We start from the raw sequence: 19,694 nt of genomic DNA on the forward strand, positions 1-19,694 counted from the left end.
CTTTTGTTAAAGATTTTTTAGATGATTTGGTTCATGTATAAACAGCACCACATTGTGACGCAACAAATGCACGCCTAGTCATTGAAAGAAAACCAACCCCTTTCAGAAGATTATCATCAATTCACTATTGTGATACTGGATTATATTATATATAATATTATATGTCAGAATATTTATAATTGTCAATCCAATAATTGGTATTTTTTAAAATTTTTAAAAAATTCGGATGCAAAATATAAGCTATAAGGAGATAAGAAAATGGAAACAAAAAAGAAGAAAGATACGATTTCATCATTAAGCACAGGGATATCGATTTTAGATGTTATTGTTCAAGCAAAGAAGCCATTAAAAATAACAGATATACAGGAAGAGACGAAGGTAACGAAGACGAACTTATATAAATACATCAATACATTAATGCAAGATGATCTCATTTTTCGCGATGAAAATGGCTTGTACCACTTAGGTTCGAAATTAATTCAATACGGAATGACAGCGATTGGTAATCAAGATATTCTGGTAAGTATTTCACCTTATTTACAATCGATAAGTGAACACACCAATAATTCAGCGCTTTTTTCTGTTCCTACATTTAATGGGCCTGTAATTGCAAAAATTAACCGTTCCAATCAGATTTTAAACATTGGTGCAGAGATTGGAACATTACTACCACCCAATTCTTCAACAGGAAAGATTTTTACTATTTTTGCAGATCATCAAAAAACAAAGAGTTGGAAGGAAAAGCATGATATTTCCGAACATAATCACGCAGAAGAAACGAAAACGATACGCAAGGAAAAAATAGCCTTCGCAGAGAACCCTTTAATATCTGAAATATCTTCTGTTTCAATCCCAATTCTGAATTATACGAATGAGTTAATTGGCATCATATCAGTTGTCGGTTTTTCTTCGGATATTCCAAAAACGCTACAAGATCCTGTAAGCGAATATCTACAAACGATGCAAAGCAAGATATCAATGGATTTTTAAAGTTTTCTAGGGTAGCTTTATTTCTTTGACAGGTGCACTATTGCGTTATTACGAACAGCAACGTGTGCTCTGGGATAATTGTGGAAATTTATTCCATAAAATAAATGAATTTAGATAAAAATTGGCTAAATGAGTGAAATAAAGTGAAACTTCAATCAGTGGGGTTTTTTTGCCCTTCCCCCACTGATTGTTAGTTGAAGAATCGGGGTGAAAGCGAAAGTTTACTCCCACTTAAACATCTTCCGTTTTCATTTATGTTTCGAAATGGGAGTCTTACGACGGTTTCACCGGGATAAAAGAATAAATGTCCGCTCTACTTCAAAATAGCTGTACATCCATATAATAGAGAACTAATTGTCCGCTCTCCCCCCCCAATGTAAAATTAATGCACTTGTCTAGAGGTATTGAAACCTCCAGCCCTATTGCATATTTCTAACGCTCAATTAGATAGTTCCTGTTAGATGGACCAAAAAACGCTTGGATCATTAAATCCAAGCGTTTTATTTGCTAGTGATATACCATGATGTCTTTCACCAGTTTCTCAACGGTTTTAAAACTACTTCTTTTAAAACTAAAACCATTACCCATAACCGAAAGCTCTAGAAATCGTCACTGATTTTTCTAATAAATAATCCTTTAAATCAACTACAGACTCGCTCTCCTTTTTTTTGTTAAAGCTAACAACGGTTATTGCACCTAGTAAATCATGTTTAAAATTTAATATCGGAATGGAATAGGAAGACACAGCGGGAGCTAACGCCTCATAAGAATGCGCAATCCCCTGTTTTTTTACCTTTGAGATTTCTTCTTGAAGACTGTTAATTGTTTCTGTATCTAGCTTAGTTTTTTCCAGTTCCACCCATTTTTTTACCTTCAAGGTATCTTGATAGGCAGCAAAGATTTTCCCAGAAGATGAATGTAAAGGGAGCTCTGTTCCAATTTCAGCTCCAATATTTATTGTTTGAGAGCTTTTCACTATATGAACGACAATTGGACCTATATTAGAAAAAATAGAAAATAGGACAGTTTCATCAATTTCCTCATTCATTTCTTCCATAGCAGGAGTAACTTTTGATAACACATCTTCACTCCCAATTGCAGCAATCCCATAATCGATTAGTTTTGGTCCAAGTGTGTATAGACCTCTTGAATCTCGTGAAAGAACCGCATTGTTCGTAAGTGTGTTTAAATACTTAAATAAATTACTTTTCGTTATACCTGTTAAATCAACTATTTCCGTAAATGTTAAAGGTTTTTTATGGTGTACAATCATGTCGATTATATTTAGTCCTACCTCTAATGACTTAATTGTTGTTTTGGCTTTATTTTTTTCCAAAAAAAACCCTCCTACTCTGTCATCCCTTATATTGCTCAACCTAAATCTTAATTAGCCATAGACGGAATCCATAAGACGAGTTGAGGGAAATACGTTAATAGGATTAGAACTAGTAAAGCAACACCGAGAAATGGAAGTATTGCTTTCGACAAACTTTCAAATTTAACACCACTAATACTAGAAGCAATAAATAAACCAGTTCCTACAGGTGGTGTTAATAACCCTATTGTTAAATTAATCGAAATAATGACCCCAAAATGAATTGGATCAATATCGTATAATGGTAACAAAGGCGAGAAAATTGGCACTAAAATAATGAGTGCAGCAATTCCATCCATAACGGTACCAATCAATAATAGTAATATATTCAGTAGCAATAAGAACAGAAGTGGATTCTCTGTTAATGTAATCATCCATTCAGATATTGCTTGAGGTACCCCTTCAAACGTTAGTACCCATCCAAACAAACTTGCCATTGCAATAAGCAAGGTTACAATAGCAGTAGAATGAGTGGTGTTTATAAAAATCGATGGTATATCCTTTACGCCTAACTCACGATAAGCAAAGCCAACAATAAAGGCAATAAGACAAGCAATTGCAGCAGATTCAGTTGGCGTAAATATACCTCCCAGTATACCAACAATAATGACAATTGGCACTAATAACGCTGGCAATACTTGGAAAAGGGATGTAAATAACTTTGATAAAGGTTGTTTTTGCGATATTGGTAGATTATGCTTGTAACCAATAAACGAGATCAATGCTATATAACCAACTATTAATAAAACGCCTGGTATGATCCCCGCCAAAAACATTGTTCCAATCGATTGTCCAGATGTTACACCATAAATAATGAACATCATACTCGGAGGGATAATTGGTCCTAAAATACCTGATGCTGCAGTAATCGATGTACTAAATTCTTTTTTATAGCCTTCTTTTTCCATTGCTGGAACCATCATTTTACTCATCATTGCAATTTGAGCTGTCGCTGAACCAATGATCGATGCTAAAAACATGTTCGCTACAACGTTTACATATGCAAGACCACCTCGATAATGTCCGAGTAACACTTGCGAGAAGGAAATTAATCTCTTTGTTATTCCTCCAGAATTCATTAGTTCTCCAGCAAGCATAAAAAGGGGTATTGCGATCAAACCATTGCTTTCAATCCCGGAAAATAGCCGTTGTGGTGCAGTTAATAATAATCCCATGTTGTCGGATAAAATAATATATAGAATACTTGTTATCCCTAAAACCAATGCTATTGGAACTCCTATTAGTAATAATACAATAAATAGTATAAAAATAAGCATATTGAAGGGGTCCCCTCCTTTACATTTCTTTTGTGTAAAAACTTTCTACTAATAGAGAAAGCGAATGAATTGTCATGAATAGAAAGCTGATCACAATACTCAAATATGGATAAATCATTTTAATTTGCATCGAACTTGAACGTTGTTGCAAAATGGAAGGTGTTTGAATCCAGTGAACGATAATATAAAGAAAATATGCTACGAATACCAAGACAATCAAATAGCAAAGTCGCTCTACCATTTTCTTAAGCGATCCTTTCAAGTTATCTACTAATATCGTAAGACGAGCGGACTTTTTCTTTTTAATTGTCATACTGCCACCTATAAACGTTAGCCAAATCAATGAAAAGACGCCTACCTCACCAGACCACATTAAAGGGTTGTTTAAAAAATAACGAAAAATAACGCCAGCGGTTAATGAAACAGTCATAATAGACAATAATATAACAGCCATTACTTGCTCTACTTTATAGACAGCATTACTAATTGTAATGATAAATTTCATACGACTAAGGCCCCCTAACCACTTTACAGTAGAATCATCTGCCCATGTTAAGGCAGATGATTCACCATTATTTAGTCTTGATACTCTTCAATTAATGCTTGGATCGCTTCATTTTCATCCCCATAATTTGTATATACTGAATCGATAATATCTAAGAAAGTATCGTGATTATCAAATTCTGTAATATTCATACCATTTTCCTCTAAAAATGCTAAATTATCTTGTTCACGTTGAATTTGATCTTGAATTCCCCATTCGATTGCACTTTCTAACGCTTCATCAACAATTTGAAGGTCTTCCTCTGGTAATTCTGCTCGAACTTGTTTGCTCATCACAACTACAGAAGGGAATGACATATGATTCGTCAACGTTAAATCCTGGGCAATTTCGTGTAATTTCAAGGAAACTAATGCATCTAAATCAATATCAATCCCATCAATCACGCCATTTTGTAACGATGTATAAACATCAGGTAGCGGCATTGGCGTAGGACTTGCTCCACTTTCTACCCAAAAATCTTGCATGGCAGGGCTACCAATAATACGCATTTTCTTTCCTTCTATGTCTTCAGGTGATGTCACTTCCCCTTCTGTCATTAAAATATGTCGATTACCAGCAAAAGCAAAATCAATTGCTAGCATACTATCATTCGTTACATCATCTAAAAATTGCTGTGCCATCTCTGTTTCTTTTGCAGCATTTGCTTCCTCTAAATCATCAAATAAAAATGGCATAAACCAACCATTTAAAGAATCGATTCGATTACTTAAATAGGCATTGGTGATAATACCAAAAGATAATGTACCTGTTTCAATTTGTTGGATCATATCACCTTCTGACCCCAATTGACCATTAGGAAATATCTCAAGTTCCATTCTCCCGTCTGAAAGGGTTTCCAATTCTTCCCCGAATTTTTCAGCGGTTTTTTGCCAATTGTGACTTGGTGGTGTAACGTGTGATAGATTAAATTCATAGGTTCTTCCTTCCCCACTTGCTTCCTCATTAGATGTTCCTTCCGAACCTGAACTTGACTGGTCACCATCATCACCAGCCGACTGTTGTGATTCAACACACGCAGTGAGTACCATTAAAAATGCTAACATGCTAATTAAAAATAATAGACTCTTTCTCATTTTAACCCCTCCATTTTTTTAATTTCCCAGTGTTAATGTCCACCAAGGTAAATATATTCCTATCACACCAAGGATAAGTGGAATGATCATTGCTGTTCCAAGTCTTATCACTTCTTTTTGTGTGTATCCCCCCGTTTCCTTACCAGTACCGATAAGGATATCCATTACTTGGTGTGGAAAAAACCATTGGGCTTTTGCCGCTAAGTAAATAATCATTGCCCCAATTATAGGTAATACAGAAGTCTGCTCCATAAAGGATAGAACAATCGGAACAAGTATACTTACCATTGAAAAAGCACTTCCAGTTATAAGGTGTAAAATAATTCCAAATAGCGTCAACGATAAAGCGATTACAATTGTATGCGAATCAGGAATAAAAGATAATAATTTGTTAGCTAAAAACTCACTAAGTCCAGTTGTTTGCGAGACTTTACCTATAGCGAGCATTGCACTTATAAATAATAAGATATCGATTTTTATCGCATTCAAATCCCCACTCGATAATACTTGCGGTTTTCCCGGTATTGTCATTAAGATAACGATCCCTGTCGCAACCCAACCTGGGTGGATACCATGAATGAAGTCCGTTGTCCATAACAATATACCAATTGATAACCACACAATACTGACCAATTCAGCAGTGTTTAATCCCCCCATTTTTCCCTTTAAAGTCTGCAAATCTATTTTATTGTTCTTCCAATTTTCACTTGTTGGAAACACAACTAAATGGGTGATAATAACCAAAATGTGAAAAAGGATGGAAGGTATTCCCATAATCGTAAACCACTCGCCCCATGTCATATCCATGCTCATAAGTTCTAACAACGTAATGTTCAAAGCACTGTCAGCCGTTAAAAATACAAACGAGCTAATGGAAGAAGATAAAAAGACTGCTATACCGATCGACGCTTTATCTTTCCCACTTACCGATATATGTTCGAATAGGGACTTGACGACTGCGATAATAATGAAAGCCCTTGCAAAAGGGTGTGGAATAAACAGACTCATCATAATTCCAAGTCCATAGATCGCAGTCAAAAGCATCCGATACGACTTCAGAAAAGGAGCAAGTACATATAATGCGATCCTTTTTCCTAATCCTGTCTTCTCAATTGCCCTGGCAATTAACCAGGAGGACATGATTAAATATGCAATAGGGTTTTGCCAAAATGAAAAAATCAACTCGGAAGGTGAATCTCTAGAAGTGTAAACATCATGACTACCCACAAACTAGTGAATCCAATTGGAATAAGTTGTGTTGCCCATAAATAAATGGCGAACACGATAATCATTAATGCCCATTTTGCTTCACTAGATAATTCAGGTAAAAAAAACAAAATATAAACATTACTACAAAGAATTAAGAAAAAGAAGACTTTTTTTGCCATTACATTTCCACCTTATTAACTTTGTATTCGCTTTCAAAAAGGTTCATCGATAGAATGTGTTAATAGCATGTGATGTAATGTGGTGGAGTAAATAGTGAACCAAGTTCATAAATAGAGAATAGCAGAGCGAGCACCTAATGTCAATTGAATATTCTGAATTTTAAAAATGAAGTTTTTGTTCTTTTGAATTTACTGTTTCGAAATAGAACATAGTAGGAGATTTAGGGACGATAAAACTGTTTTTCGTACCGAAATAGAGCATAGTGGGAGATTTCGAGACAACTGTGTTCCGTACCGAAATAGAACGTAGTGGGAGATTTTTGGGACAGTTAGTAAAGTAACGTATCCAGCCGTAAGGATCTTTTTAACACCCAAACAGCTGGATATGATTTTTCTATCACCTATAGTCTTGTGATCCGAACAAATTTTCCACGTGAATCTCTTTATTCCACTTCATACTTTCCATTGGTTTCTGCAATAATGACTCCCCCCTCATAGCCTTCATACCTCAATATTTGTGTCGTTCGTTGTTTATCCATTTCGCCATTCATCAGATGGGTTAAGACAACTTTCTTAACATTCGCCTTTGCTAAGATTTGTCCGATTTCTTCTAATGTTATATGGGCACTGGCTAGTTGAGGTTTTATTCTTTGGAATTCGTCATAAAATGGATCCTCTTCCTTCAGTTCTGTAAGCATCCCGTCCATAACGACCAAATCAGCACCTTTCGAAAAATCGATTAAACCGTCACTATACATCGTATCCCCTGTAACAACGACCGTTTGATCACTAGCCTCAAATTTATAGGCAACAAAGAGAGATGGAGAGGGAAAATGTGATTTTAATAAATAAAGCATGCTTGCGTTCAATAAATAGAATATAAGTAGTAACAAAAGTGTATGTATTAACGGAAAAACTAGTTGAACTCCTATCCCCATAACAGCAGCTACTGTTGGAGACAACCAAAATTGCAGGTATTCTTTGTCCATTCTTGATTTGGATAAATACAAAACCCAATGGCAAGTGCTACGACCTCTAGAAATATGACCTCTATACTATGAATCCTGTCTGCAAGCCAATACATATAGCTAATAAGGATCATGGAACCTACAACCCAATTAAACTTTTTCATAGTCTCATCTCCTAAAGTGACTGTTAATTTTTATATCTATTGTTGTGCTTTCATCCGCACCAATAATCAGTGAAGCATGGCTGTATATCCCACCAAAAAAAGAAGCACGAGAATCATACCCGTGCTTCCTTTTAATTAATAACTTAATCCATGACCAAGTTGATAAGTGTTGCCATCTGCATCTTGGTATGCGTAGGTCATTCCTTTGGGCATGTATTTGTCCTTGTCATAGCCCGGCACATCATTTCTTGATACACAATCGCCATTTTGATAAACAGCAATGACTTCTTCACTTGCTGGTAATGTCAGTGGTAGCACGCCAGTTGGCTCGTACTTTCCTGCCATTACCTCATACTGCGCGTTAAAGAAGGTATCATATCCTGCAACTAGAGCATCTGCCAATGGTTCGACATTGCCAAGGATCCAAGGCATGATAATATTTACGCTCATGACTACTTTTCCACCGCGTTTATGAAGGTTGTCTGCTATATCGTTCACACGATCCATGCCACTCAACGTTGTTTCACGATACAAGGAACCATCTAGAGAAGTTTCGATTTTATCCTCGCATAATTCAAGCTCCAACAGTCCTGGTGTTGCATTGAAGTAAGCGCCGGATTTTGGATATAAGAACAGAATCGCAGTATCTGCTTCTTCATAGTTATCTGTCAATGTAAACAGATCAAGTTCTTTTGCTTGTTTTCTTGCTTCCTCAGTATATTCTGCTGCTCGCTCAGTTTCTTTATGGAAAACTTCCACATAAACTTTTTTATTGCCTTCCTTTTCCGCTGTTAAAGGAAGGGTTTGATCTGAATTCTTAAGTACCGTTACCGATTTTTTGTGGGCTTCATAAGCTGCATCCCAATGTTCTGGTGTTTGAACTACTTCAGTAGCGTGTTCGGCTGATACATACGTACGATCATCGAATAGACCTAATTCAAACATTTCTGTTAGAAGCCGTACATTTGCCTCATCTATACGTTTTTCGCTAATCCATCCTTTGTCGACGGCTAACTTAAGGTTTTCAATATCGTTCGTATCTGCAACAATATCTGTCCCTGCATTAACAGCTTTGGCAAAACGTTCTGCTTCACTCTTAGTTTCCATTCCCCAGCTCATCTTGTTGACAATCCCACTATCACTATTAACATAACCTTTAAATCCAAGTTTTCCACGAAGAATATTATTTATGAAATAATGATTAAATGTAAAGCCTACCTCTTCAAATGGGATATCTTCTCCCTCGAATTCTTGCACCTTGCTCTTTTTGATACTCGGAATCGAGTAATAAGGCATAATCGATGATGTGCCATGTTCTACCGCTGCTCTAAATGGAGGGAGATGGTATTTTTCTAAACTTCCTGGAGTTGGATACAGATTCCATTTTCCTTCTTCATAGTGAGGATCAAATCCATTTTCCCGAGCTCCGCCACCAGGGAAGTGTTTCGTTGTTAAGGCAACACTGTCTTTTCCTAATTCCTCCCCTTGGAATTCATCAATTATACGACCGATTGCATCTGAAATAAACGCAGGATCTTCTCCAAATGTGCCGTATGTACGTTGCCACCTTGGATCGGTCACAACATCAGCCATGTACATATAGCCTTTTCGGATGCCAGTTGCCACCCATTCTTTACGTGCAGTTTTCACAAACTCACTAATTAAGGATGCATCACCACCATTTTTAATATCTCCTTTAGCTGCTGCTGCAAGACCTAATGTTCCTGGCCATGTGGAAAAAGTTCCTGCTGCATCATTCATCCCAAACACAGCTTCGGCATTTTCATTTCTTGAATTCGATGTAATCAATGCTGGAATACCTAGACGAGTACCCTCTGCTACTTCATTCATCGTATTAATCCATTCCGCGATTTCTTTGGCACTAAAGTTATCTCTTAAAATGAAATGCCGTAAATGCATATTCTTAATCGTATGCGTTGTACCAAATATTTTAGAAAGTGCAAAAATAGTTTCCCCTTTTTCCACAACGCCTTCATCTAGTACACCATCATGACTTGTCTTCTCTTTATCTTCTTGCGCAAGGCCCATTTTTCGTGAATTTATCAGCATCATTCCGACTTTTTCATCGGTATTCATAAGTGAAACTAAATTTTCCGCACGTTCTTTCGGACTTAAACGCCAATCTTCATAAGGATCTAAGTTTCCATCGTTGTTTAAATCTTTAAATTTCAGCCCATCTACTTCAATGATTGGTTTCGATCGCACTTCAAGCTCTGGTTGTTTATCGTTAAACGTCATGATTATTCCTCCTAAACGATTGGTAGTGCTATTTGTTTTAAAAAATTAATATTACATTTCGTATTCGTTAGTATTCCTTTTGGTTACGTTTTCACTTACTATGTTATAATAACATTCAGATAAAACTTAAAAAATATCATTTATTGCTATAAATATTGTAAATCTTGCTATCGAAAGGAACAGGCGTATGAAACAACCCAATTTTTTGCCGGTAATCAGCCAAAACTTTGAAATTTACCATTTCACCTCATTACATTCGTCCCATACGTGGTTAAAAAAACACAATGAATCCGCCAAAACTTTTTCCGAATTTAATACATTAGACCAATTACACAGTCATGATGTAATTGAACTAATGGTGATGATTGATGGAACATGTGATTTCTTCTGTGAAGGAAAAGTCTATTCTGTCAATCGTGGTGATGTGGTGTTTATTCCACCTTATGCGGTTCACAAAGTTACACCACATGATTCGAATAACTATGAACGGATCATTATTAAAGTGAACCCACATTTAATGGCAGATTTTCAAGCAAGTGCACCAAGCCTAACAGAGGATTTTGTTTTTTTGAAAACACAAGGATCACATGTGTTTCATCCAAACCAACAAAACTTTGAAGATAGTGTTTCTTTACTTCATGAATTAATTAACAAAATAAAAGACGGGAAAGAAGATTATTCTTTCACCTTACAATATTTACTTTTTCAAGTGATGAAGATTATTTTTCATCCATCCAGTAAATCACCAGATCTTCATCATACAAAAGATTTAGACCAGCGTTTAACAGCGATCTTATCATACATTGAAACACATCTAACGGACACCGATTTAAACTTAGTCAATATTTCTAACCATTTTCATCTAAATAAATATTATTTTTCTCATTATTTTAAGCAACACATGAACGTATCTTTTTACCGTTACGTATCGCTAAAGCGTCTTTCTCTTGCCATGACCAAGATTAAACAAAATAAAGATTCCATCGAAACGATCGCAGTACAATGCGGTTTCACTGATTACTCCAGCTTTTACCGCCTATTCAAAAAAGAATTCACCCTCTCCCCCAAAACATTACAAAAGAAATGGGACACGGGGACAGGGGAGTTGTCCCATTTCACATGATAAGGGTTACTCCTTGATTTGTTTTAAATAAATGATCGAGAACGATCTCTTGATGATTCATTGAGATCGTTCTCCTCTTCACATTCGGTTCACCACTTTGCTTATTCTGTTATTTCCTTTCACTTTTTAATCCTAAATATTGCAAATATGGAACCCAATTGACATAAAGTGAAACCTCACTCTGTGTGGCTTTTTTTGTTCTTTCCCCCACTGAGTGTTAGTACCACAAGGATTGACTCGCTGGCCCTTGAACAAATTGGGATGACAGCGATAGTTTACTCCCGTTAATACATCTTGTTTTGAAGGGAAGTCTTACGGACAGTTGCACCGGGATAAATCATCAGGAAGATTCCTTCTGAAGCGGAAAACCATATATTAAAAAGCAGGAAAAACGACCGACCTCTTTCGTATGAATCAACTATTTATAGGAAAGATAACAATAACGTTTAATGGAGGGATAAAATGAGTTTAAATGAACTAATTATGCGTATTATTCTAACGTTCGTGGTACTTTTAACACTAACGAGAATTATGGGAAGAAAAGAATTAAGTCAGATGACCTTCTTTAATTTTGTGTCTGGCATTGCAATCGGATCTATTGGTGCCAATCTTGTCGTCAGTAACCAGTTAAGTGTTCGTAATGGAGTTATTGCGCTCGTTGGTTGGAGTATATTAACTATCGTCATGGGACTTATTGATATTAAATCAAGAAGAGCCCGTAAAGTCATTGAAGGTCAACCACTAATTCTTATAAAAAATGGGCAAATAATGGAGCATGAACTGCGAAAAGCACGACTTGATATTGATTCTTTAAATGCGATGTTACGAACGCAAAAGGTATACTCAGTAGCTGATGTTCACTATGCTATTTTCGAAACCGACGGAAACCTTTCTGTGATGAAAAAACAAGATAAACAATCTGTGACCAAATCAGATATGGCTGTTAGTAATCCACAAAACACCTCGTATGACATAGCTACACAAGTTATTTCGGATGGAGAGGTACTTAATAAAAATTTATCCAACTTAAATTTGGACAAAAACTGGATTGAACAACAACTCGCACAAGCCGGAATTGATGACGTATCTAAAGTATTTTATGCGGAAGTGCAAAAAGACGGTACCCTATACATCGATAACAAAGACGATGTTGTACATTAATAGGACATAGGGACAGACAGGTTTTCTGTCCCCATGTCTTTTCTGTTAAAACTGGGACAAGTGCCCTGTCCCCATGTCCCAACCAAAATTGGAACTTTTTTGCCATTATATTATTGTTCGCCTTTCGAACAATAGGAGCGAGGGAGGTTTTTTCATGTTTTATCATGTTAAAGAATTACAATATAATGCCAAACCATCCCAACCGGATCCTGTATATGCGAGAAAGCTACAGGAAGTTCTCGGTGGGCAATATGGTGAAATTACAGTCATGATGCAGTACTTATTCCAAGGGTGGAACTGCAGGGCTGATCATAAATATAAGGATATGATTCTTGACATTGCAACAGAGGAAATAGCACACGTGGAAATGCTAGCTACAATGATTGCCCAGTTATTAGATGGGGCACCAGCTGGCGATCAAGAGTTAGGTGCACAAGACCCAACAGTGGAAGCAGTGCTGGGTGGTATGAATCCTCAACATGCAATTGTTTCAGGGATTGGCGCATCACCAACAGATAGTGTAGGTTATCCTTGGAATTCACGCTACACCATTTCTAGCGGAAATTTATTAGCTGATTTTAGAGCGAATTTAAATGCAGAATCACAAGGTAGACTACAAGTGGTTCGCTTATATGAATTGACGACAGACCCAGGCGTTCGAGATATGTTATCCTTTTTAATCGCACGTGATACGATGCATCAAAATCAGTGGATGGCTGCGATTGAGGAGTTAGAACAGACGCAGGGTGCCATCGTTCCTAGTACATTTAACCAAGAGTATGAAAAACAAGAAGTGTCTTATTCGTTTATGAATTACTCACAAGGTGAAGAAAGTAGTACTGGACGTTGGGCGAAAGGACCAACAATGGATGGACAGGCTAATTTTGAATATGTACAAAACCCTGAGGCGATGGGACAAAAACCTCAGTTAAAACCAGCGCCGAAATTTATTCATGGTACTCCTCCAAAAGATATGAGGATGATGCAGGGGGCTGAAAAACTAGAGCCTAATCAAATCAATGGTGGACAACCACCTAATTCCCAATAGGGGAATTTAATCCCGCCTTTTCTTAGGTGGGATTTTGCTTTGTTTCTTCCAGAAATTCACTTTAGACACGCAACACCCCCAAGCATTAACACATATAGTATAACGTCAAATGTGTAAAGGGGTGTATCAAATGGAAGAAGACAGAAAGAATTATTACAGAATGAATTACTGTTTTTATCCTGGTGAAAGCAAAGAAGTTGTCGTATTTATTCATGGTATCCCGACGAACCATCATCTTTGGGATCCAATTATTCCGTTCCTAGAGGGGCAATATAGCGTACTTACAATTGATCAAATTGGGTATGGCTTATCAGAACGTGCACCGTACTACGATTTAACATTACCTAAACAAGCTGAATACATCATAAACCTGCTTGATCAGTTAGGCATTTCGAAAGCTCACTTTGTTGGTCACGACCTTGGTGGTGGAATTGTGCAAATTCTTTCCGTATACTACCCACAGCGTGTGAAAAGTATCGTAGTTGCAGATGGAGTTTGTTTTGCAAATTGGCCATTACCAAAAGTGACATCGATTCGTTATCCAACAGCAGATGAATTTCAACCTTCCCCACTTTTTATCGAACGAATGCTTCGAGAAGGACTGTATTATCCTCAAGTTTTAAAACCTAAGCTATTAAACGATTTGCTCGCTCCATTTAGTGGACCAAGCGGACCTATAGAATTACAACAAGCCTCACTTGCGTTAAATCATCATCAAACAGAAGATCTAGTTCCATACTTGCGAACGATCACCTGTCCTACTACTCTTTTATGGGGGCAGCATGACCGGTATTTACCACCGTACTGGGGATCATTATTACATCAGCATATCCCGAATTCTGTATTCAGGATTCTACCTAATAGTGGACATTACTCCATGTTGGATAACCCGAACCTATTTGGTAACGAACTCCTCAATCATCTAAATAGAGCAACATAAGTGGGAAATAAAAACGAGCTATCGTCTGAAGCTAAGAATAAAACAAGATTTGAAATATCATCCGATTCACCATAACGTCCTAGTGGAATACTTTGTGCAAGTGTTTCTTCATCTGTTCCCATTCCATCCAATGGGACATGGGGACAGGGTACTTGTCCCACCACAGGGCATTATTACCCTGGCGTATAAATATTATCCCAAACGCCACGGTATAATATTTTGAACACCATTCGCTAAACTTATCTATGTAAGCTATGTTTTCGTCTTTCCAATAAAGCAACATATTAAAAAAGGGCACAAGAACTACCCACAGATAAATCCATGAGTAACTCCTTGCCCCATGTTTTGGAACCTCAATCCTGTTCTCTATTATTGCGCTTGTTCCAAATTCTCTCGATCTCTTCTCTCCAACTCTTCTTCAGATGGCCGCTTATCCTTGATGAAGAAAGCGATGACCAAACCGATTAAAGACAAGACGGCAACAACGATAAATGCGATATTTGCACCAAAAATATCAGGGTACGAAATCTCTGTATTCGTTTCTGCCATGCTAGTTGAGGTGGTCATGACGGTAACTAGAATGGCTGTTCCGACAGAAGCGGCGACTTGTTTCATCGTATTATCCATCGCTGCACCGTGTGGAAGTAATCGCTTCGGTAATTGGTTTAACCCAGCCGTTGCGATAGGCATCATCACCATCGATAGACCAAACATGCGCACCCCATACATTGTCGTCAAAAACGCAAGTGATGTAGTTGTATCTAAACGTATAAACGCAAACGATGACACCGTAATAATCGTTAATCCTATCATCACTAACTTTCTAGCACCAAATTTATCAAAAATTCTACCCGTTATTGGTGACATTAGTCCAGTAATTAATGCACCTGGTAGCAGGGCTATCCCCGATTCAAACGCAGTGAAATCGCGCATATTTTGCATATAAAGCGGAATCAATGTTTCGACGCCAATTAGTCCCATGAACGCAATCATTCCGACGATTACTGCTAATGGAAAAATGGAATACGTAAAGACTCTGAACTCTAACATTGGGTGTTTTAACTTAAGCTGTCTAAAGATAAATAACAGAAGCGCCACAACTCCAACCGCTAACGATAAAAGCGTAATCATAGCAAACCAGCCATTATTTCCTGCTGATGTAAATCCGTATAATAACCCACCAAATCCAAATGAAGATAATATAATCGACAACACATCTAATTTTGGTTTCGATAATTCGGTTACATTTTTGAGTGCAAAATAAGCTACAACTATATCAATGATTGCAATTGGAAAAATTATATAAAATAGCACTCTCCATGAATAATGCTCGGTCACCCAGCCAGATAATGCTGGACCAATTGCTGGAGCAAAGGAAATTACTAACCCAATTAACCCCATCGCAGCCCCACGTTTATTAATTGGAAAAATCATTAAAAATACTGTCTGCATGAGCGGCAACATCACCCCGGCGCCTGCAGATTGGATCACCCGTCCAACTAATAAAACAGAAAAGTTAGGTGAAATCGCTGCTATAAGCGTACCAATAGCAAATACACTCATCGCTGTAATAAATAATTGTCTCGTCGAAAAACGCTCCAACAAAAAAGCACTAACAGGAATCATAATCCCATTCACAAGCATAAATACTGTTGTCAGCCATTGTCCCGTATTCGCTGTAATGCCCATTTCTTTCATAATAGGTGGAATAGCAGTAATCATTAATGTTTGATTTAAAATAGCAATAAATGACCCTGCCAACAATAATGCCACGATCGTTTTTCGATTATAACTTGACGTCCCCATCACTTTCCCCCCTCCATCTTAAATATCTTTTTTTAACCATTAAACAAACCACACCATACATCATACACCATTTTTAAAAATAAGGACAGAACAAAAACCTCTTGGGACATGGGGACAGGTTTGTTGTCCCAGATCAAATCTATAAATAGTGGGACACGATCCCTGTCCCCATGTCCCACTATTTATAGATTTGATTCTCATAAGTCATATTCCTCAACTATTTTAAAAATAGATATCTGAACATACAGCGATTTTCAAGTCAACATAAAGTATAGCAACTTAAAGAAGGAGGTGTTCATATGGTAAAGAAACATGTTAGTGATTGTGTTTGTGAGGTTGTAAGAGATATTGTGGATGCTCAAGATGCTGTGGTTAATAATCACCGCTGCACGACTAGTTGTAAAAAATCCATCAACCAACTACTTTCACCACAAGCCGATGATATGGTGAATACGACGATACCTTTCATCCTTTACTGTAAGGATTGTCACCCATTTATTGGTAGCGGAGTGTTCCAAGGAGAACTAGGTGGATCTGGAAATACTTTTTTAGGCTGCGTTGAAACACCTATTTTTCGTGCAGTAAAATTTGTGGACGGAAGTGATTGTTGTGTAAAACTGGAGTTATTACTTCCTGTAACACAAGGAGGTTCTACCCCTGGCCCAACAGATAGTGGTGTTAGTGATGTTTGTAGATTTTTCCCAGGTAGAAGTATTAGAGATCTTCAATCAACTGGAATTTGTTTAACAGTAGACTTAAATTGTTTCTGCGGCATTACTTGTCTTGACCCAATTACGCCACGCCCAGTATCTGAATTTCCACCAGAAGATGATGACTAAGTATGATAGAGGAAGCAGGGACAATCTCCTGTTTCCTCTCATCTTGTAGATTAATGGGACAGTGAACCTGTCCCCATGTCCCACACCTGCTATTGCATGGTTGCTCGTATTTCTTGCATTTTTTGAAGTACTAATGGGTAAAAGTTACTTTTGGCGTGTGTGGTGGAGTTCCCACCAAAAAAAGCTGTACCTGGACATGTTTTGACAGCGTGCCCTTCCCCATGATCGAGTACTCGTTCTCCTGTGTTAATATCCCACCAATGATGATAGGTAATACTGTCTATTGAGGGTACCAAACCGAACCTTAACATGAGCAAGGCGGTAACTGTAATAATTGTTTCTCTTTGTTCCGCTGTCATTTGATTTCCATCTTCATCAAAGTCCCCTACATTTTCAATCGCTAATGCATTGGCTTCGATCGCATGCATGATCGCCTCATCGTTTAATCCAAAAGAACCTTCTGGAGGCATATCAAACGGTCGACCAACAGCAACTGTCCCATCCGGAAAAGTCGTCAATTGTTGACTAATCGTTCTCCAATTCATTGCAGTTTTATGATGCTCTTCCATCCCTTTTAACAGTGAAAAATGATTGGTGCCATCAAATTGCTGATAAGATGGTTGATACGTATGGTGATGTTGAATCGTCCTAATGTTTCTCGTAAATTCATGATTAAATAGCCAGTCTTTGAAATCCTCCCTAGTCATTAAGACATACTGCCCTTGCATGGACAATTTCTTAGGAGGAATCTTTACAATTTGTCCTACAAATAACTGATTAGATGTAAGACCAGTTGTTTCTTTTATCGACTGGACACTAGAATTAAAGGATTGCGCCAAATCCCATAAAGTATCGCCAGGTTCCACTTCATACATAATTGGCACCCTTAATTTTTGTCCAACTAGGATCGTATCTGATTGTAAGCCATTGATTTGTTTCAAATTTTCAACAGAAGTTTGATACGTGTCTGCAATCCCCGACAAATGATCGCCAGGTTGTACTTCATAAGTATTTCTAGGGTTATTGGTCGCATACACAGCTACAGGAGTGAGATGCATCAGCATCAATAAGACCATACTTAATAACAAAAAACTTCGCTTAATCATAAGAACACCCTTTCATTGTGATCGTACTTTTATGTTTCATTACCACAATGAAAATATTCATGGGACTAAAAACTAGGACTTCAGAAGTTGGATGAGCGCTTGTCCCATTCTGATTGAAGACGTATACAATGTATGTAGCTTAAAATGGAAGTTAGTTTGTAGCTTGCGAAGGATGTACATCTTTTGTTTACCTCGTAGGTTGGAGTGGAGGGCTTAGTGCAGTAACATACCCGAAAAAAATACAAATTTTAAATTGCCAAGCCATAAGTAGGGAAACTCCAATCCATGTGACCCGGCAACAGTATTTCACGATAAAAACTTTAACTGTATATACATGGTTATGCTAGACGGTGTAGAAAAAAGGAATGAACAAAACAATAACTTTCGGATCAACAACATATACATAAACATAAACACAAACAAAAACAAACAAAGGAGATTTTCATCTTTCGAAAGGTTATTCCATGTTCATTCCTTCATTATAAGCCTATCAAGTATTCCTTCATTTAGCCATGTCAAATTATAACCATTGTTTCCAGTTTCTACTATATAATAAGAGGATCAGTATTAAGACTATCGAAATTCGCTATGGCGGGTTCGATATTTATTACACAAAAATCATAACAAACCATCTAATTACCTTGATTCTAACAAAATCAACATATACACCTAGAATTAAACCTCTATGTATGTTAAAAATCCTATTTTATAGATGATAAATTATCTTACTACACCCATTTTTAGGTCGTGATTTATGCTAAATTGTTTATTGACCTTGCAAAAGGGGACAAGCTCACTATGAACTGTCCCCTCCCAAAGTTTATGCAATTTGAGACGTTCCTTCCTCATTCCTAGTAAATTCTACTAATTTTTTCCATGTATCAAGGTAAAAATCATCCCGTTCTCGATTCACATGATATTTTATTTCAATCGGTTTGTTAAAACCATCAACAAACGTCACGTGTAAAAATTCATCGATATTTGTTACAACACCTTCGATAATGTAAAAGCTATTAAGGATTTGATCATCAGAGATTCTCCCTGTTTCATCTCTTTCTAATTTGTTGCGGTTCCAAAACAGGAAATCATATGTTTCACCAACCTTATAATCACTTGCTGGACGAGATGGTACATAACACTTTGCATCAGGTTTTTCTGTTCTTGTATAGACATCTTTCATAATATTTCCTCTTTTCTATGATTTTTTAGGTTAATGTTCGTTGTTTTGTTTGATATCGAGTTGATTTCATCTAGATAGAAATATAACAAACTCTACAATATAAGGGGTAGGTTCTCCTAAAAATGTGTCACTTTGATACTGCATTAGCAACTCTTCTACGAAACTAAAAACAAAGTATCACTATTGAAATAGATTACTAAGATAAAAAGAATCTAGGTAATCTAATAAAAAACTGAAGTACCTCCAATTATGAAACCGCTTTTATTAACCGATATAAAAAACAACTCCACATTTTAAATATCATTTTATACTTATTCATTTCCTAACACAATAGAATATTTGAAATTTTTTCAGTGGGACATGGGGACAGGTTTGTTGTCCCACTTATGCCATGGAAAAGGTGGGAAACGGTGCCCATGTTCACCTCCGTCA

The 19,694-nt window shown here is 37.0% G+C and carries 19 protein-coding genes; 6 read left to right on the top strand and 13 right to left on the bottom strand.

Annotation, left to right across the window (positions count from 1 at the left end; translation table 11 throughout):
* The first annotated feature begins 258 nt into the window (after nucleotides 1-258).
* Complete coding sequence (locus FCI53_RS03695) at nucleotides 259-990, top strand: IclR family transcriptional regulator (protein WP_138415970.1); 732 nt, start codon at nucleotides 259-261, stop codon at nucleotides 988-990.
* 580 nt (nucleotides 991-1,570) lie between these two features.
* Here the strand turns inward: FCI53_RS03695 and FCI53_RS03700 are convergent.
* From FCI53_RS03700 to FCI53_RS03735, 9 genes are all read right to left on the bottom strand, one after another.
* Nucleotides 1,571-2,326 (bottom strand): IclR family transcriptional regulator, encoded by a 756-nt coding sequence (locus FCI53_RS03700; RefSeq protein WP_138415972.1) that lies wholly within the window; start codon nucleotides 2,324-2,326, stop codon nucleotides 1,571-1,573.
* Between the two features lie 47 nt (nucleotides 2,327-2,373).
* Nucleotides 2,374-3,642: a TRAP transporter large permease gene (locus tag FCI53_RS03705; protein WP_138415975.1), complete on the bottom strand. Its 1,269-nt coding sequence runs from the start codon at nucleotides 3,640-3,642 to the stop codon at nucleotides 2,374-2,376.
* Between the two features lie 19 nt (nucleotides 3,643-3,661).
* Complete coding sequence (locus FCI53_RS03710; protein ID WP_138415977.1) at nucleotides 3,662-4,147, bottom strand: TRAP transporter small permease; 486 nt, start codon at nucleotides 4,145-4,147, stop codon at nucleotides 3,662-3,664.
* Nucleotides 4,148-4,218: 71 nt separating this feature from the next.
* Nucleotides 4,219-5,280, bottom strand: coding sequence for a TRAP transporter substrate-binding protein (locus FCI53_RS03715; RefSeq protein ID WP_138415979.1), 1,062 nt, complete (start codon nucleotides 5,278-5,280; stop codon nucleotides 4,219-4,221).
* 18 nt (nucleotides 5,281-5,298) lie between these two features.
* Nucleotides 5,299-6,507, bottom strand: coding sequence for an SLC13 family permease (locus tag FCI53_RS03720; RefSeq protein ID WP_281279499.1), 1,209 nt, complete (start codon nucleotides 6,505-6,507; stop codon nucleotides 5,299-5,301).
* Nucleotides 6,459-6,668 carry a hypothetical protein gene (locus FCI53_RS03725; RefSeq protein WP_138415983.1) on the bottom strand — a complete coding sequence of 70 codons (210 nt, stop codon included), beginning with the start codon at nucleotides 6,666-6,668 and terminating at the stop codon, nucleotides 6,459-6,461. Before FCI53_RS03725 ends, FCI53_RS03720 begins: the two co-directional genes overlap by 49 nt.
* A gap of 443 nt (nucleotides 6,669-7,111) precedes the next feature.
* The gene (locus tag FCI53_RS03730) at nucleotides 7,112-7,606 is read right to left on the bottom strand and encodes an MBL fold metallo-hydrolase (protein WP_171038048.1); all 495 of its coding nucleotides are present in this window, start codon (nucleotides 7,604-7,606) and stop codon (nucleotides 7,112-7,114) included.
* Nucleotides 7,607-7,614: 8 nt separating this feature from the next.
* Nucleotides 7,615-7,800, bottom strand: coding sequence for a hypothetical protein (locus tag FCI53_RS21305; protein WP_171038049.1), 186 nt, complete (start codon nucleotides 7,798-7,800; stop codon nucleotides 7,615-7,617).
* Nucleotides 7,801-7,935: 135 nt separating this feature from the next.
* Nucleotides 7,936-10,059: a glycoside hydrolase family 3 protein gene (locus FCI53_RS03735; protein ID WP_138415987.1), complete on the bottom strand. Its 2,124-nt coding sequence runs from the start codon at nucleotides 10,057-10,059 to the stop codon at nucleotides 7,936-7,938.
* Between the two features lie 187 nt (nucleotides 10,060-10,246).
* On the opposite strand from FCI53_RS03735, the gene FCI53_RS03740 reads away from it, so the two are divergent.
* From FCI53_RS03740 to FCI53_RS03755, 4 genes are all read left to right on the top strand, one after another.
* Nucleotides 10,247-11,182 carry an AraC family transcriptional regulator gene (locus tag FCI53_RS03740; protein WP_138415989.1) on the top strand — a complete coding sequence of 312 codons (936 nt, stop codon included), beginning with the start codon at nucleotides 10,247-10,249 and terminating at the stop codon, nucleotides 11,180-11,182.
* A gap of 462 nt (nucleotides 11,183-11,644) precedes the next feature.
* On the top strand, nucleotides 11,645-12,343 hold the full coding sequence (locus tag FCI53_RS03745) for a DUF421 domain-containing protein (protein WP_138415991.1): 699 nt from the start codon (nucleotides 11,645-11,647) through the stop codon (nucleotides 12,341-12,343).
* Nucleotides 12,344-12,497: 154 nt separating this feature from the next.
* A complete protein-coding gene (locus FCI53_RS03750; RefSeq protein ID WP_138415993.1) occupies nucleotides 12,498-13,391 on the top strand; it encodes a manganese catalase in 894 nt (297 codons plus the stop codon).
* A 130-nt stretch (nucleotides 13,392-13,521) separates the two neighbouring features.
* Nucleotides 13,522-14,331 carry an alpha/beta fold hydrolase gene (locus FCI53_RS03755; protein ID WP_138415995.1) on the top strand — a complete coding sequence of 270 codons (810 nt, stop codon included), beginning with the start codon at nucleotides 13,522-13,524 and terminating at the stop codon, nucleotides 14,329-14,331.
* On the opposite strand, the gene FCI53_RS21740 is transcribed toward FCI53_RS03755, so the two are convergent.
* Nucleotides 14,310-14,495 (bottom strand): hypothetical protein, encoded by a 186-nt coding sequence (locus FCI53_RS21740; protein ID WP_246050001.1) that lies wholly within the window; start codon nucleotides 14,493-14,495, stop codon nucleotides 14,310-14,312. The two genes, FCI53_RS03755 and FCI53_RS21740, sit on opposite strands and share 22 nt — an antisense overlap.
* Nucleotides 14,496-14,700: 205 nt before the next feature.
* Entirely contained in the window at nucleotides 14,701-16,137 is a 1,437-nt protein-coding gene (locus FCI53_RS03765) for a DHA2 family efflux MFS transporter permease subunit (RefSeq protein ID WP_138415997.1), read from the bottom strand.
* Between the two features lie 299 nt (nucleotides 16,138-16,436).
* On the opposite strand from FCI53_RS03765, the gene FCI53_RS03770 reads away from it, so the two are divergent.
* Nucleotides 16,437-16,976, top strand: a complete 540-nt coding sequence (locus FCI53_RS03770) for a CotY/CotZ family spore coat protein (protein ID WP_138415999.1) — start codon at nucleotides 16,437-16,439, stop codon at nucleotides 16,974-16,976.
* Between the two features lie 89 nt (nucleotides 16,977-17,065).
* Here the strand turns inward: FCI53_RS03770 and FCI53_RS03775 are convergent, their stop codons facing one another.
* On the bottom strand, nucleotides 17,066-18,082 hold the full coding sequence (locus FCI53_RS03775; protein ID WP_138416001.1) for a peptidoglycan recognition protein family protein: 1,017 nt from the start codon (nucleotides 18,080-18,082) through the stop codon (nucleotides 17,066-17,068).
* Between the two features lie 820 nt (nucleotides 18,083-18,902).
* Nucleotides 18,903-19,262: a hypothetical protein gene (locus tag FCI53_RS03780; protein ID WP_138416003.1), complete on the bottom strand. Its 360-nt coding sequence runs from the start codon at nucleotides 19,260-19,262 to the stop codon at nucleotides 18,903-18,905.
* Nucleotides 19,263-19,694: the final 432 nt, after the last annotated feature.

It is taken from the genome of Aquibacillus sediminis (assembly GCF_005870085.1).
Lineage (GTDB): Bacteria > Bacillota > Bacilli > Bacillales > Amphibacillaceae > Aquibacillus_E > Aquibacillus_E sediminis.